The sequence below is a fragment of the Stenotrophomonas humi genome (genome assembly GCF_001431415.1).
Classification (GTDB): Bacteria; Pseudomonadota; Gammaproteobacteria; order Xanthomonadales; family Xanthomonadaceae; genus Stenotrophomonas; species Stenotrophomonas humi.
In genome coordinates, this window is the sequence record NZ_LDJI01000004.1 from 190058 (window position 1) to 204956 (window position 14899).

Consider the following 14899-nt stretch of genomic DNA (forward strand, 5'->3'; position numbering starts at 1 on the left):
CGGAAACCATCAACATGGCACGTTTCTTCATCGACCGCCCGGTGTTCGCCTGGGTGCTGGCGATCTTCATTGTTCTGGCCGGCGTGCTGGCCATTCCGCGCCTGGCCGTGGAGCGCTACCCCGCGGTGGCGCCGCCCAGTGTCAGCATCTACGCCAGCTACCCGGGTGCGAGTCCGCAGACGCTCAATGATTCGGTGGTGGGGCTGATCGAGCGCGAGCTGTCCAGCGTCAAGCACCTGCTGTACTTCGAATCGTCGGTGGATACCTCGGGCGAGGCGTCGATCACGGCCACCTTCGTCCCCGGCACCGATCCGGAGATGGCGCAGGTAGACGTGCAGAACCGGATCAAGGCGATCGAGCCGCGTTTGCCGCGCAGCGTGCGCCAGAACGGTTTGTTCGTCGAAGCGGCCGATTCCGGTTTCCTGCTGCTGGTCGGCCTGAAATCCCCGGATGGCAGCGTCGATGAAGCCGGCCTCAGCGACTTCATGGCCCGCAACATCATCGAGGAGCTGCGGCGCATCGACGGTGTGGGGCGCGTGCAGTTGTTCGGTGCCGAGCAGGCGATGCGCGTCTGGTTGGATCCGGCGCAGTTGAACGGCTACGGCCTGACCGTGAGCGACATTGCCAGTGCCATCGAACAGCAGAACCTGGAGATTGCGCCTGGCCGCATCGGCGACTCGCCTGGTGTGCCCGGGCAGCGCATGACCGTGCCGCTGAGTGCGGATGGCCAGTTGTCCACGCCCGAACAGTTCCGCAACATCGTGCTGCGTGCCGGTGTCGACGGCTCGCGGGTGCTGCTCGGTGATGTCGCCCGCGTGGAGCTGGGCGCACAAAGCTACGCATGGGGTACGCGCGAGGACGGCCATCCTGCAACTGCTGCCGGTGTGCAGCTGCGCCCGGGCGCCAATGCGGTCCGGACCGCTGCTGCGGTGCGCGAGCGCATGGCGGAGTTGCAGCCGCTGTTGCCGCGCGGGGTGCAGTCCAGTATCCCGTTCGACACGGCACCGTTCGTCAAGATTTCCATCCAGAAGGTGTTGCAGACGCTGCTGGAAGCAATGGCGCTGGTGTTCGCGGTGATGTTCCTGTTCCTGCAGAACTGGCGCTATACGCTGATTCCAGCGCTGGTGGCGCCGATCGCGTTGCTCGGTACATTCGCGGTGATGCTGGCGGCGGGGTTCTCGATCAACGTGCTGACGATGTTCGGCATGGTGCTGGCGATCGGCATCATCGTCGACGATGCCATCGTGGTGGTGGAGGGCGTGGAGCGGATCATGGCCGAGGAAGGCCTGTCGCCGCGCGATGCCACGATCAAGGCGATGCGCGAGTTGACCGGCGCGGTGATCGGCATCACCTTGGTGCTGACCGCCGTGTTCATCCCGATGGCATTCGCCAGCGGCTCGGTGGGCGCCATCTACCGTCAGTTCACCGTGTCGATGGCGGTGTCGATCCTGTTCTCCGCGTTGCTGGCGTTGAGCCTGACACCGGCACTGTGCGCCAGCCTGCTGCGTCCGAGTACGCGCGGTCATCATGACCGTGGAGGGTTGTTCGGCATGTTCAACCGAGGCTTTGAACGCATGACCGGCCGGTACCAGCGTGGCGTGGCAAGGCTGCTGCGACGCACCGGGCGGGTGATGGGCGTGTTCGCCGCGCTGGTGCTGGCCTTGCTGTTCGGCCTGCATTGGCTGCCGGGTGCCTTTCTGCCGGAGGAGGACCAGGGCTACTTCATGACCTCGATCCAGCTCCCGGCCGAAGCCACTGCCGAACGCACGCTGGCGGTGGTTGAAACCTATGAAGCGCATGTCGCCTCGCGGCCGGACATCGCCTCCAACCAGTCGATCATGGGCTACAGCTTTGCCGGCTCCGGCCCCAGCGCGGCATTGGCCTTCACCATGCTCAAGGACTGGGGCGAGCGCACCGGAAGCACGCTTGTCGAGGAAGTGGCAGCAGCGCAGAAGGCAATGGCGAGCGTGGTCGAAGGCGAGGTGATGAGCGTGATGCCGCCGGCCATCGACAGCCTCGGTACATCCTCCGGCTTCAGCCTGGTACTGCAGGCGCGTACCGGGCAGAGCCATGCGCAGCTTGCTGCGGCCCAGCAGCAGTTGCTGGCGCTGGCCAGGGCCAGTCCATTGTTGTCTGAAGTACATGCCGATGGCCTGCCTTCCGGCAGCAGCGTGCGCCTGGAAATCGACCGGGCAAAGGCCGAGGCGATGGGCGTGGCCTTCACCGACATCAGCACCACGCTGTCCGCGGCGATGGGCTCGCAGTATGTCAACGACTTCCCCAATGCCGGGCGGCTGCAGCAGGTGATCCTGCAGGCGGATGCCGTGCACCGCATGGAGATCGACGACGTACTGCGGCTGCATGTGCGCAATGCCGATGGCGGCATGGTGGCGTTGTCGGAACTGGTCCGTCCTGAATGGATACAGGCGCCGTTGCAGCTGCAGCGCTACCTGGGCTTCCCGGCGATGAACCTGTCCGGTTCGCCGGCGGCGGGCAGTTCCACCGGCCAGGCGATGGCTGAAATGGAGCGCCTCGCTGCGCAGCTGCCCCCGGGCTTTGCCGTGCAATGGACCAGCCAATCGTTGCAGGAGCGCCAGTCCGGCGCACAGGCACCGTGGTTGTTGCTGCTGTCGATGCTGGTGGTGTTCCTGGTGTTGGCGGCACTGTACGAAAGCTGGTCGGTGCCGCTGGCGGTGATGCTGGTGGTGCCGTTGGGGCTGCTCGGTGCGGTGGCAGCGGTGCTGCTGCGGGGGATGCCGAACGATGTGTTCTTCAAGGTGGGCATGATCACGGTGATCGGCCTGTCGGCCAAGAACGCGATTCTGATCGTCGAATTCGCGCGGCAGCTGCAGCAGCAGGGGCTGGGCGTGATGGAGGCCGCACGGGAAGCGGCACGGCTGCGCCTGCGTCCCATCGTGATGACCTCGCTGGCGTTCGCGCTGGGTGTGGTGCCGTTGATGCTGGCCCAGGGCGCGTCGAAGGAAACCCAGCAGGCCATTGGCACCGGCGTGTTCGGCGGCATGGTGACGGCGACCCTGCTGGCTGTGTTCTTCGTGCCGGTGTTCTACGTGGTCGTGCAGCGGGCAAGCCATTGGCTTCAAGATCGCCTGAAGCGAGCTCGCCCCGGCAGGGCGGTGGATGCGGAAGAGCGTATTTAGCTGAACACTGCTCGCCTGCGCGTTTGTGGCGGGTTCGACCTGCACGTCAGGCCCCGTTATTCTTTGCCATCTTTCCCTGCAGCGCGTCCTCCCGATGAAGATTCGTCCGATCCTGTTCTGCGCCTTGTTTGCCCTGCCGATGTCGGTGTTCGCGTCCAGTTTTGCCGGGACCTCGGCCGGTTCGGCGTCGGGTGCGTCGTCCAACAGCTCGGGCAGCTCGTCCGGCGATGACAAGGTGGTGCTGGAAGCCCGTGAAGATGCAGCCGGATTTGTCGCCAGCAATGGCGCCATCCGCGGTGCCTGGCTGGAAGCGGCGCTGATGCACCTGCGTGAGAAAGATGCGGCCGCACGTGACGCCAGCGACATGGAACTGGCCCGGAAGATTCTGGCACTGTGACCGTGGTTTGCCGGCTGCCGCCCGTGCGGTGGCTGGCATTGCTGTTGGCGCTGTCGGTGACAGCTCCGCTGCATGCCGCACTCCATATCGATGTGGCGGTGGATGGGCTCACGCCAGCGGAGCAGAGCGCCAGCGAACAGCTGGTGGCCGAGGTGCTCAACCAGCTGCCGGCAACCCTGCGCGACCAGCACGATCTGCAGTTGCGCCTGCGCTGGCGCGACGATTTGCCCGCGCATGTGCAGGGCAGGGCGCGCGGGAACGAACTGGGCCTGGACCGCGGCTTGTTGCCGCCGCTGCTGGCGGCCAGTGACGCAACGCCTATCGATGCTGACTGGCGGGCAGCACATGCAGCACTGATCCACGAGCTGGCGCATGCGCTGGACCGCTCGCCGCGCGGTCGTTGGTCACGGCAGGCGCGCTTTCTCGATCTCGCCGGCTGGCAGCAACGCCCGTTGTGGCCTGGACGTGGCCGCAACCACTTCGCGCTGCGCAGCCCGGATCGCTACGAGCTGCACAGTCCAGCGGAATTCTTCGCGGTCAACCTGGAACACTATCTGCTGGATGGTGATTACCGTTGCCGGCGACCGGCGCTGCATGCCTGGTTCGCCCAGCAGCTGGGGCAGGCATCGGTACCGTCCAGGGCAGCCTGCAACGCGACCTTGCCGTTCATGCAGGCCGGCGAACAGGACGGGCTGGCTGATCTGCTCGAACTCGACCCGGCGCGCATCTACGAGGTTGATTTCCTGCTGGCCGAAGGCAATGCGCAGCTGATGAGCCGTTGGGGCCACAGCATGTTGCGCCTGGTCATCTGTGCGCCGGGCCGTGCGCCCGGACCGGCCTGCCGGATGGACCTGCAGCATCACCTGGTGCTGTCGTTCCGCGCGTTCGTCGGCGATGTGCAGATATCCAGCTGGCGTGGACTTACCGGCTCCTATCCTTCCCGATTGTTCGTGCTGCCACTCAATCGCGTGGTGGAGGAGTACACGCGGGTCGAACTGCGCGGGCTGTCATCCACACCGCTGGCGCTGTCACCCCGGGAAATCGAGCAGCTGCTGGAGCAGGCCGCACAGCTGCACTGGAGCTACGACGGTCGCTACTTCTTCGTCAGCAACAACTGTGCGGTGGAGACCTGGAAGCTGCTGCACGAAGGTGTGCCGCGCCTGGATGCCGCAGCGTTGTCGTCGATCACGCCAACCGGTCTGCTGCAGCGGCTGCGCGAACAGGCGATCGCTTCGCCGGCACCTGAGGACCGGCAGCAGGCCATCGCCAAGGGTTATTACTTTGAATCGGCCGCGCGCCATTACACGCTGGTGTTCGATGTCGCGCGCAAGGCGTTGCCACTGCCGGCCGCGGACGTCGAAGCGTGGCTGCAGTTGCCGGCCGCACAGCGTCGGCACTGGATGGAACAGGCAGACCACGAAGTGCTGGCGGCAATGCTGTTGCTGGAACAGGCGGCCTGGCGGCGGCAGGAGTTGTTGGCGCGTGATGTCCTGAAGCGGCAGCTGCTGTCGGGCAAGGATCTGGGCAACGCGCTTGAACAGTTCAATGGACTGATGGCGCGTGCCGGTGTGTTGCTGGCACCCGGCAACCTGGCGGCGCCGGGGTATGGAATCCCCACCGCGCCGGAGCGCGTCACCTTGCAGTCGGAAGCCGAGGAGGGTGCCGCTGAAGCGGAAGTACAGTGGCAAGCACTGCGGCAGCAGGCATTGGCTTTGTTGCCGGGCGGGCAGCGCCTGCAGATGGAGGGCATCCAGGCGAACCTTGACTATCTGCGGCAGCGTTTGCGTTCGCGCTACGGTGCTGATTCCGCAACGCCGGCACGGTCGGCTGCGGATGATCTGGAGAACGTGATTGAGGATGAGGAAAATGGTTTCAGATCGCACTGACGATGCATGGCTGCAGGACATCCGGAAGCTGCGGTCCTACGCGATTGTGCGGCTGGACGGTGATGGCCGTGTGCTCGGCTGCAATGCCGGTGTGGAGGCGATCTTCGGCTATGCGCCCGATGAATTGAACGGCCGGCATTTCTCCTGCCTTTTCAGTGAATCGGACATTGCGCGCGGAGTTGATCAGCAGGCGTTTGTGCAGGCTTTGGCAGGCGACTTCGAGCAGATCGGACTTGCCATGGTGCGCAAGGATGACAGCCGCTTCCGCGCCAGTTTGATGCTGGAAGACATGTCCAGCGATGATGCGGTGAGCGTGATGATGGTCATCCGTGACATCACCGGGTTCTTCAATACCCAGAAGCGGGTACGCGAAGCGCAGGAACTCACCTTGCGTGGGCAACGGCTGGATGCGGTGGGCAAGCTCACGCTGGGGCTGTCGCACGATTTCAACAATCTGCTGTCGGTGATCGGCAACAGCCTGGACATGCTGGCCGCGCGCCGCACCGGCGATGAAGCCGCACGGCGCATCCTGGACATTGCGTTGCGCGCAGTGGAGCGGGGCACCCGCTTGACCCGGCAGATGCTGGCTTTCGGTGGCGGGCATGCGCTGGTGCCACAGTTCAGCCAGGTGGACGGCCTGCTGCAAACATCACAGGAGTTGTATGAGCGCGTATGTGGTGAAGGCGTCGCGCTGGAAATCCGTGCCGATGCCGGCTTGCCGCCCATCACGGTGGATGTCGCCCAGTTCGAGGCGGCACTGCTCAACCTGCTGAGCAACAGTCGCGATGCAATGAAAGGCGTCGGCCGCGTGCTGGTGGAGGCGAGGACGGAAATGATGGCCTTGCCGGCGATGAAGGGGGCCGATCGCCCGTTCGTGTGCATCACCGTGGGTGACAGCGGCCCGGGCATCGACGGGGATATCCGTGACAACGTGTTCGAGCCGTTTTTCACCACCAAGGCGGTCGGCGATGGCAGTGGCCTGGGGCTGAGCCAGGTGCATGGCTTTGCCGCGCAGTCCGGTGGTGTGGCGACCATCGGTACCTCCCCGCTGGGAGGGGCTGCGGTGTCGATCTACCTGCCTGCGGTGGTCTGAGTTGCGCAGGCGTGGCTCGGTCGGCGCATGAAAAAAGCCCCTCCGGCCCTGTTGAGGCAGGAGGGGCTCTGTCCACGGTCCTCAGTCGGCGCGGCCGCCGAATTCGCCCGTGGTGGTGTTCACCAGGATGCGCTCACCATTGACGATGTACTCCGGCACCATGATTTCGATGCCGGTGTTGAGCTTGGCCGGCTTCGGACGCTTGGTGGCGGTGCCACCTTTCAGTTCCGGCGGCGTCTCGACTACTTCCAGCGTGACGTGCTGCGGCAGCTGGATGGCTACCGGCTGCTCGTCGATCACCTGCACGAAGATGCCGGTCAGGCCCTCGGTGATGTAACCGGCGTCGTCGCCGATCACTTCCGCATCCAGCGTGTACGGTGTGTAGTCCTCGTCGTCCATGAACACGAAGGCGTCGCCGTCCATGTACGAATAGGTGGACTGGCGGCGCAGCAGTTCGACTTCCGGCAGGTTGTCATCGGCGTCGAAGCTGGCATCGAGCTTGTTGCCGCCCGGCACGCTGTACATGATGAAACGGAAGCGGACATTGCCGCCACGGCCCTGCGGCGAGCTGCGCTCGATGTCGCGGATCTGATAAACGCCGTTGTTGTACTCGACGACGTTGCCTTTCTTGATGTCGTTGGCTTTCATGCTTGGAAAGTCTGTTGGGGTAAACGGAGGCGGGCGCCCTGGGGCGCCCGCAGCTGGATCACTTCGGTGCCAGACGCACGGCACCGTCAAGGCGAATAGTCTCACCGTTGAGGTAGGTATTGCCAATGATATGGCCGACCAGGCTGGCGAAGTCCGACGGCTGGCCCAGCCGCGAGGGGAACGGGATGGAGGCGGCCAGCGACTCCTGCACGTTCGCGGGCATGCCATCGACCATCGGCGTCCAGAACACGCCCGGGGCGATGGTCAGCACGCGGATGCCGAAGCGGGACAGCTCGCGCGCCATCGGCAGGGTCATGCCGACCACGCCGCCCTTGGAGGCGGAGTAGGCGGCCTGGCCGATCTGGCCCTCGTAGGCGGCCACCGAGGCGGTGTTGATGATCACGCCGCGCTCGCCGTCAGCGCTGGCTTCGTTGTGTTGCATCAGATCGGCGGCGGCCTTGGCCACGTTGAAGCTGCCGACCAGGTTGACCATCACCGTGCCCTGGAAGTTGGCCAGCGGCATCGGTGCTTCGCGGCCCAGCACGCGGCCGGCGCCAAGGATGCCGGCGCAGTTCATCACCACGTTCAGGCCGCCGAGGAATTCCTTGGCTGCCGCCAGATTGGCGGCCACGCCGGCTTCGTCGGTGACGTTGGTGGTGAAGTAGCGGGCGTTGTCGGCGCCGAGTTCAGCCACCGCAGCGGCGCCCTTGTCGTCGTTCAGATCGAACAGGGCGACCTTGCCGCCATTGGCGACGAGGAACTGGGCGACGCCGAGGCCGAGGCCGGAGACACCACCGGTGATGACGGCGCGGACGGAGGACAGCTGCATTGGATCAACCCTGCGTGAAAGAGCCGCCGATTCTAGCTGATGCCCGCCTGCGGCAGACGTGCCGATAAGACCTGCCCGGGCAGGCCCGCACGGTCAGCGCAGCTTGTGCGCGAACTCCACCGGCGACAGGCCGGGCGCGAACAGAAAGCCCTGGCCCACCGGTACCCCCAGCTGCAGCAGGTACTGGCGCTGTGCCTCCGATTCGATGCCTTCGGCGACCAGGCCCAGGCCCAGGCTGCGGGCGATGCCGCTGACGGCCTCGCAGACGGCCACGTCTGAGCGGTTCTTCGGTACGCCGCTGATGAACAGCTGGCTGAGCTTGAGCCCATGGATGGGCAGGGTGCGCAGGTAGTTCAAGGCGCTGTACCCCTCGCCGAAATCGTCGATGGTCAGCATCACGCCCATCTGCCGCAGTTCGGCGAACGTGCGCAGGGTGGAGGGCGCATCTTCGATCAATACCCGCTCGGTGAATTCCAGCTCCAGCGCAGCGCCGGGCAGGCCATATTCGTCGAGCACATCGCGGACCTGCCGGGCCAGCCGGTCGCCGCTGAACTGGCGGTAGGACACGTTGATCGCGACACGGATCAGCCCCAGCCCCTTGTCCTGCCACTGGCGGATCTGCCGGCAGGCTTCGTGCAGTACCCATTCGCCGATGCGCACGATGTCACCGGTGTTCTCGGCATGGCTGATGAAGATGTCAGGGCGCAGCTCGCCCAGTTGCCGGTTGCGCCAGCGGATCAGTGCTTCGCAGGCGATGATCCTGCCGCTTTGCAGGTCTACCTGGGGTTGGTACACCAGCCGGAACTCATTGCGCTCCAGCGCCTTGCGCAGGCGCCGTTCGATCTGCAGGCGGTCGTTCTGGCGTCGCTCCATCTCCTCGCAGAATTCCAGCCAGCCGTTGCGGCCACGGCGCTTGCATTCGTACATGGCAAGGTCCGCGCTCTGGATCAGCTGCTGGGGGCGCAACCCGTGCTGTGGCGCGCGGGCGATGCCGATGCTGGTGGTCACCGAGAACTCATCCTTGCCGAACAGGAAGGATGGCGCGAAGGCAAGGGTGATGGCTTCGGCCAACTGTTCCGGACGCCCCGGCAGATCGCGCGCATCGCAGGTGACCACGAACTCGTCGCCGCCAAAGCGGGCCAGCAGGCCCTCGGTGCCGACCGCATCGCGGATGCGTCGGCTGGCTTCGATCAACAGCTGGTCACCGGCGTTGTGGCCGAGCACGTCGTTGACGGTCTTGAAGCGGTCCAGGTCGATGTACAGCACTGCCACGCCGGCATGCGACGGGTTGCTCAGGCGCATTTCGAGATCGGTCAGCGCCGCATCGCGGTTCATGATGCCGGTGAGCGGGTCGGTGCGTGCCTGGTTCTTCAGCGTCTCTTCGGCGTGCTTGGGTTCGGTGATGTCCTGGAAAGTGCCGGCGATGCGGGTGGAAGCAAGATCACCCGGTTCCACTTCGCCGATCATGCGGATCCAGAAGCTGTGGCCATTGGCACGTTGGCCCTGCAGTTCCAGCTCAAAGCCGCCACGGTGTTCGGCTTCATGCTCCATGGCGTCGCGCAGCAGCTGCCGTGAGCTGGAATTCAGGCACGACAGCAGCTGCTCAAGGTCACCGGGTGGCTGCTCCTGGCCGAGGATGCGCTGCGCCTCGCCGGTGAGGTAAAGGCACTGCTGGCCGCGGTCCCATTCCCAGCCGCCGATATGCGCCAGCGATTGCGCGCGGTCGAACAGCGCATGGTCGCGCTTGAGTTCGGTGATGTCGCTGAACAGCGAAAACACATGGTCGGGAAGATCACAGTCCGACGAGAACACCGGCACGGTGGTGATCGAAATCCAGATCATGCGGCCGTGCGGGCGGTGGTACAGGCCAATGATGGTGCTGGGAATGATGCGGCCGTTGCGGAACGCCTTGGCCACCGGCCACTGGTCCAGTCCAAGGCGGCGGCCGTGCTCATCAACCGTGATCCATTCATCGCTGTTCAGTGGCAACCGCCCGGGTGCCATGCCGCTCATGTTGAAGATGCGGTGTGCGGCGGGATTGGCCGAGACGATGCCCAGGTTGCGGTCAAACAGCATCACGCCCTTGTCGATGGATTCCAGCAGCAGGCGATAGCGGGTTTCGGCCTGCCAGCGCCGGCTCAGATCGCGGGCGACGGCGACGATGCAGGGCTGGCCGTCATGTTCGAACGCGGCCGAATGCACCTCCACGGGAAAGCGGCTGCCGTCGCCACGCATGTTGGTGACTTCGACCACGTAGGTCTGGCCGCGCTTGAGCGTTTCCCAGACCGGTTCCAGGTGATTGGCTGGCAGGTCGGGATTGAGCAGCTCGATGGGCTGGCCGACGATCTCTTCGCGGCTGCGGCCGTAAGCGTTCACGCCGGAGGTGTTGACGTCCAGCACCACGCCGGTGGCGCTGAGGATGCTGACCGGGTCGGGGACGGCATCGAACAAGGCTTCATAGCGCCGCTGAGCGGCCTGGCGCTCGCTCATGGCTTCGCGCAGTGCATCGGCGGCGGCCTGCAGCACGCCTTGCAGTTTGTGCGGCAAGGGTTGACGGAGGGCCAGCTCCAGTTCGGCCAGCGCATCGACATGGGCGGCGGGATGCTCGCCTGGGTCATGGACTATGCGCTGGCCGGTACCGGTCATGACACTGCCAAAGCCTTTCCTGTCTTGCTGCCTGTTGGCCGGCCCAGCCGATCGGCGAGCCAGTTCCCCGTGGCGGCCAGTGCCGGCAGGTCGATGCCGGTGGCCAACCCCATCCCCTGCAACATGTAAACGACGTCCTCGCTGGCGACATTACCACTTGCACCGCGCGCGTAGGGGCAGCCGCCGGTGCCGGCCACGGCGGCGTCCACCACGCGCACGCCGAGCTCCAGGCAGGCCGCGATATTGGCCAGCGCCTGACCGTAAGTGTCATGGAAATGGACGGCCAGTGCTTCCATGGGAATCTCCGCCGCCACCGCTTCCAGCATGGCGCGGGCCTTGAGTGGCGTGCCGACGCCAATGGTGTCGCCCAGCGAAACCTCGTAGCAGCCCATGCCATGCAGGCGTACGGCCACGCGCACCACGTCGGCCAGCGGCACGGCGCCCTGATACGGGCAGCCGAGCACGGTCGAGACGTAGCCGCGGACCTTGATGCCATCGGCTTTGGCGCGAGCCAGGATCGGCTCGAAGCGCAACAGCGACTCCTCAATGCCGGCATTGGTATTGGTGCGGTTGAACTGCTCCGACGCGGCAGTGAACACCGCCACTTCTTCGGCGCCTACCGCCAGGGCACGCTCGTAGCCCTGTTCGTTGGGTACCAGCACCGGATAACTGACGCCGGCGCGACGCTGGATGCCGGCGAACACTTCGGCGGCGTCGGCCAGCTGCGGCACCCATTTCGGGCTGACGAAACTGGTGGCTTCGATGCTGCGCAGGCCGGTGGCCGAGAGCCGGTCGATCAGTTCGATCTTGTCGGCGGTGCTGACCAGTTGTTTTTCATTCTGCAGGCCATCGCGCGGGCCTACTTCAACGATACGGACGAAGTCGTTCATGGTGTTCCAGGGCAAGGCAGGTGAGGGCGACGGGTTATTTCGCGGCCCAGGCAGGGGGGCGTTTTTCCAGGAAGGCCGACAGGCCCTCGCGGCCTTCATCGGAGGCGCGCAGGGCGGCAATCAGGCCGGCGTTGGCGCGGTCGAGACCATCACGGTCGCCCACGGCAGCGCAGACTTCACGCACCAGCACCTTGGCCGAACCCGCAGCGATTGGTGCGGCCTTGGTCAATAGATCCAGTTGCGTGCGCACCGCTGCATCCAGTGCCTCGGCGGCGACCACCTGGTGGACCAGCCCGATGCGCTCGGCGGTGGCAGCGTCGAAATGTTCGCCGGTCGCGAACCAACGGCGTGCCTGGCGCGGGCCGATGGCGGCGATCACATAGGGTGAAATGACCGCCGGGAGCAGGCCGAGGCGGCTTTCCGTAAGACCGAACCGTGCGCCTTCGGCGGCGATGGCGATATCGCAGCAGGCCACCAGGCCAACGCCACCGCCGAATGCGGCGCCGTGGACGCGGGCAATGGTCGGCTTGGGAAGTTCGTCGAGGGTGCGCATCAACAATGCCAGCGCCAGTGAGTCGGTGCGGTTCTCTTCCTGGGTGGCGGTGGCCATGGCCCGCATCCACTGCAGGTCGGCACCTGCGGAGAAGGACGGGCCGCTGCCAGCCAGCACCACGGCGCGGACCGTCGGGTCGGCGCCCAGCGCCTGCAGGGCCACGGTCAATGATTGAATAAGGGCGGCATCGAATGCGTTGTGCAGTTCCGGCCGGTTCAAGTGCAGGGTCGCTATCGCGCCCTCATGCTGCACGAGCAGTGCATCGCTCATCTGGGAAAGCCTGTGTATCGAGGAAATCCGCCGAATCATAGCGGTGCACGGGTGGGACGCCATGATGCGGCGCGGCGATGCTAGAATTGATAACCATTCTTATTCATCACTTTCTACATAGGCGCCCATTCAGTGACGTTGTCAGATTTGCCGCTGCATGCCCCCGCTCGGGTGGAGGACGTGCAGGATATGCACCCCAATGACGCCATCGCCCGCAGGTTGCGGGAGCTGGGATTCGTAAGCGGTGAAGAGGTTCGTCTGGTGGCCCGTGGGCCGGTGGGCGGTGAGCCATTGCTGATCCAGGTGGGTTTCACCCGTTTCGCGCTGCGCCGCAGTGAAGCCGCGCGCGTGCGGATACAGCGTGAAGGAGTTGCGCCATGAGTGAGTCGATTGCCCGGCTGGCGTTGGTTGGCAATCCCAACAGCGGCAAGACTGCGTTGTTCAATCAGCTGACCGGCAGCCGCCAGAAGGTGGCCAACTACACCGGCGTGACTGTCGAGCGCAAGGAAGGCCGCATGCGCGGGCCGTCCGGGCGCGAGTACGCCGTGCTGGATCTGCCGGGTGCTTACAGCCTGCAGCCGGCCAGCCTGGATGAAGCGATCACCCGCGACCTGTGCCGGGGGTTCTACCCGGGCGAAGCCGCGCCGGATGCGCTGGTGTGCGTGGTCGATGCCACCAACCTGCGTCTGCACCTGCGGTTTGCGCTGGAAGTGCGCGAGCTGGGCAAGCCGATGATCGTGGCGTTGAACATGGTGGACGCGGCGCGTCGCCGTGGCATTGAAATCGACGTGCCGGCGCTGGAGAAGGCGCTGGGCGTGCCGGTGGTGGAAACCATCGCCGTGCGCCGCAATGGTGCCAAGGCGCTGGTGGAGCGCATCGATGCGCTGGTGCCGCAGCTGGCATCGCTGCCGGTGCAGGCGCCGGTCGCCGATGAGGACCTGCATGCCCAGGTGCGTGACATCCTCGCCAACGCCGTGCGGATGCCGGCGCGCACCGCCAAGATCGACGACGCACTGGATCGCTGGTTGCTGCACCCGGTATTCGGGCTGCTGACCCTGGCGGTGGTGATGTTCCTGATCTTCCAGGCGGTCTATGCCTGGGCTACGCCGTTGATGGACGGCATCGAAGCCGCCTTCGCCTGGCTCGGGCCAGTGGTTGCTGCCGCTTTGCCGGAAGGCCCGCTGAGCAGCCTGCTGGTGGACGGCATCATTGCTGGTATCGGTGGCGTGCTGGTGTTCCTGCCGCAGATCCTGATCCTGTTCGCCTTCATTCTGGCCCTGGAGGAATCGGGCTATCTGCCGCGCGCGGCGTTCCTGCTGGATCGCATGATGGCCGCCGCCGGTTTGTCCGGGCGTTCGTTCATCCCGCTGCTGTCCAGCTTCGCCTGCGCGGTGCCGGGCATCATGTCCACGCGCTCCATCCAGGACCCGCGTGATCGTCTCGCCACGATTCTGGTGGCGCCGTTGATGACCTGTTCGGCACGCCTGCCGGTGTATGCGCTGCTGATCGGCGCCTTCATCCCGGCCAAGACCGTGTGGGGCATGTTCAATCAGCAGGGTCTGGTGCTGTTTGGCCTGTACCTGGCCGGCATCCTGAGTGCACTGGTGATGTCGTGGACGATGAAGAAGTTCCGTCGCGACAAGAGTGAGCATCCGCTGATGCTGGAGCTGCCCTCGTACCGCGTACCGCATCCGCGTGACCTGCTGGTGGGGCTGTACGAGCGCGCGATGATCTTCCTCAAGCGCGTCGGCGGCATCATCCTGGCGCTGACCATCCTGCTGTGGTTCCTGCTGTCGTTCCCGGGGGCTCCCGAGAACGCGACGATGCCCGCCATCGATTACAGCTATGCCGGTCAGCTGGGCCACTGGATGGCGGTGATCTTCGCGCCGCTGGGCTTCAACTGGCAGATCTGCATCGCGCTGATTCCCGGCATGGGCGCACGCGAAGTGGCGGTGTCCTCGCTGGCCACCATCTATGCGCTCTCCGCTGCCGATGATGACGCTGCCATCCAGGCGCTGACCCCGGTGATCAGCGATGGCTGGACACTGGCGACGGGTCTGTCACTGATGGTGTGGTTCATCTACGCACCGATGTGCATTTCGACGCTGGCGACCATCAAGCGCGAGACCAATTCGTGGAAGCAGATGGCCTTCGCCACGGTGTACCTGTTCGGCGCGGCGTATCTGGCTGCACTGGTCACCTATCAGCTGGCCGTGGCGTTGGGGGCGGGCTGATGGACACCGGCCTGCTGCTTCAGTACCTGCTGATCGCGCTGGCCGTCCTGGTCAGCGTGTGGGTGGTGTTGAAGAAACAATTCCCGGGCTTCGTGCGGCGGATGCGGGGGGCGTTGGCGCTGTGGCTGGTGAAGCCGCAGCATTCCCCGCGCCTGCAGGCCTGGGGCCGCAAGCTGGCACCGGCGCCTTCCAGTGGCGGTGGTGCCTGTGGGGGCTGTGACAGCTGCGGGCCGAAAGCGCCCAAGCAGCACTGATAGCGAAAACGCCGGCACTGCCGGCGTTTTCTTTCGGGGCG

Annotated in this window: 12 protein-coding genes; 7 read left to right on the forward strand and 5 right to left on the reverse strand. The window is 65.3% G+C overall.

What is annotated here, in order from left to right; genetic code table 11:
* Positions 1-14: 14 nt before the first annotated feature.
* The 4 genes from ABB26_RS02230 to ABB26_RS02245 all read left to right on the forward strand — a co-directional run bounded on the left by ABB26_RS02230 (position 15) and on the right by ABB26_RS02245 (position 6534).
* Positions 15-3158, forward strand: a complete 3144-nt coding sequence (locus ABB26_RS02230) for a multidrug efflux RND transporter permease subunit (RefSeq protein ID WP_057631941.1) — start codon at positions 15-17, stop codon at positions 3156-3158.
* A gap of 94 nt (positions 3159-3252) precedes the next feature.
* Positions 3253-3555, forward strand: a complete 303-nt coding sequence (locus ABB26_RS02235; protein WP_057631942.1) for a DUF2388 domain-containing protein — start codon at positions 3253-3255, stop codon at positions 3553-3555.
* Positions 3556-3557: 2 nt separating this feature from the next.
* Complete coding sequence (locus tag ABB26_RS02240; RefSeq protein ID WP_484600311.1) at positions 3558-5441, forward strand: DUF7844 domain-containing protein; 1884 nt, start codon at positions 3558-3560, stop codon at positions 5439-5441.
* Positions 5422-6534, forward strand: a complete 1113-nt coding sequence (locus tag ABB26_RS02245; RefSeq protein ID WP_057631943.1) for a two-component system sensor histidine kinase NtrB — start codon at positions 5422-5424, stop codon at positions 6532-6534. Before ABB26_RS02240 ends, ABB26_RS02245 begins: the two co-directional genes overlap by 20 nt.
* A gap of 81 nt (positions 6535-6615) precedes the next feature.
* On the opposite strand, the gene yeiP is transcribed toward ABB26_RS02245, so the two are convergent.
* The 5 genes from yeiP to ABB26_RS02270 all read right to left on the reverse strand — a co-directional run bounded on the left by yeiP (position 6616) and on the right by ABB26_RS02270 (position 12370).
* A complete protein-coding gene (yeiP, locus tag ABB26_RS02250) occupies positions 6616-7182 on the reverse strand; it encodes an elongation factor P-like protein YeiP (protein WP_057631944.1) in 567 nt (188 codons plus the stop codon).
* A gap of 58 nt (positions 7183-7240) precedes the next feature.
* Positions 7241-8011, reverse strand: coding sequence for an SDR family NAD(P)-dependent oxidoreductase (locus ABB26_RS02255; protein WP_057631945.1), 771 nt, complete (start codon positions 8009-8011; stop codon positions 7241-7243).
* A 93-nt stretch (positions 8012-8104) separates the two neighbouring features.
* Positions 8105-10657 (reverse strand): sensor domain-containing protein, encoded by a 2553-nt coding sequence (locus tag ABB26_RS02260; RefSeq protein ID WP_057631946.1) that lies wholly within the window; start codon positions 10655-10657, stop codon positions 8105-8107.
* A complete protein-coding gene (locus ABB26_RS02265) occupies positions 10654-11547 on the reverse strand; it encodes a hydroxymethylglutaryl-CoA lyase (RefSeq protein ID WP_057631947.1) in 894 nt (297 codons plus the stop codon). The genes ABB26_RS02260 and ABB26_RS02265 overlap by 4 nt, the downstream gene beginning before the upstream one ends.
* A 34-nt stretch (positions 11548-11581) precedes the next feature.
* Positions 11582-12370 (reverse strand): enoyl-CoA hydratase-related protein, encoded by a 789-nt coding sequence (locus tag ABB26_RS02270; protein ID WP_057631948.1) that lies wholly within the window; start codon positions 12368-12370, stop codon positions 11582-11584.
* Positions 12371-12502: 132 nt separating this feature from the next.
* Between ABB26_RS02270 and ABB26_RS02275 the strand changes: the two genes are divergently transcribed.
* From ABB26_RS02275 to ABB26_RS02285, 3 genes are read left to right on the forward strand one after another with little or no spacing between them, the layout of a single operon-like run.
* Positions 12503-12751, forward strand: a complete 249-nt coding sequence (locus ABB26_RS02275) for a FeoA family protein (protein WP_057631949.1) — start codon at positions 12503-12505, stop codon at positions 12749-12751.
* Positions 12748-14604 (forward strand): ferrous iron transport protein B, encoded by a 1857-nt coding sequence (gene feoB, locus ABB26_RS02280; RefSeq protein WP_057631950.1) that lies wholly within the window; start codon positions 12748-12750, stop codon positions 14602-14604. The genes ABB26_RS02275 and feoB overlap by 4 nt, the downstream gene beginning before the upstream one ends.
* Positions 14604-14858, forward strand: coding sequence for a DUF6587 family protein (locus tag ABB26_RS02285; RefSeq protein ID WP_057631951.1), 255 nt, complete (start codon positions 14604-14606; stop codon positions 14856-14858). Before feoB ends, ABB26_RS02285 begins: the two co-directional genes overlap by 1 nt.
* The last annotated feature ends 41 nt before the right edge of the window (positions 14859-14899 follow it).